Origin of the sequence: Parendozoicomonas verongulae (genome assembly GCF_009711465.1) — a bacterium.
In the GTDB taxonomy this organism is placed as follows: domain Bacteria; phylum Pseudomonadota; class Gammaproteobacteria; order Pseudomonadales; family Endozoicomonadaceae; genus Sansalvadorimonas; species Sansalvadorimonas verongulae.
Genome location: NZ_SMME01000360.1, coordinates 1 through 627, shown reverse-complemented (window position 1 = coordinate 627; position 627 = coordinate 1). Strand labels below are relative to the sequence as shown.

Genomic DNA, 627 nt, shown 5'->3' with positions numbered 1-627 from the left:
TCCATCCAGAATCAGGCTGCCACGCCAGGAGAAGGAAACCTTTGGCCTGATGGTTGAGAGCTCGACCTGCTCCGTAACTCCCAGCAAACTTGATTCCCCATCGGCAACCGATGACGTGAAATAACAGGTGAATTCGTTGATGGATTTCCGCTGCCTTTTAATTCTGATATCAACGCCTGGGAAATTCACTGCCGGAAAGTTGTCAAACAAGAGATTGAAGATGTTTATGAAGCTGCATCAATACTCCCAGGTGATTTGGACTACGATGGCCCTGCACCGGCAATAGAAGTATTGAGCCAGAATGGGAAAGGGGCAGTATGCCGAGGAAAACAGAATACCACCTGCCCCTGCGGCGCCACATTCGCTTCGGCCAGTCTGCTTAAATCCCACCGCCGGATCAGTAGCGACGCCCAGTGCAAGGGGAAGCAGAATACCACCTGCCCTTGTGGTATCACCTTCGATTCGGTCAGTCTGCTTCACTCTCACCGCCAGGGCAGCCAAGACACCCGGTGCAAAGGGAAGCAGAACACCACCTGCCTTTGCGGTGTTACTTTCAATTCTGCCAGTCGGCTTAAATCTCACCGTCGGGGCAGCAGAGATGCCCGGTGCAGGGGGAAGCGGAACACC

At 53.6% G+C, this 627-nt stretch carries 1 protein-coding gene; it reads right to left on the bottom strand.

Annotated features, from left to right (window positions below):
• Positions 1–237: 237 nt before the first annotated feature.
• Positions 238–627: hypothetical protein (locus E1189_RS26335; protein WP_196220871.1), on the bottom strand; the 390-nt coding region annotated here is incomplete at its 5' end.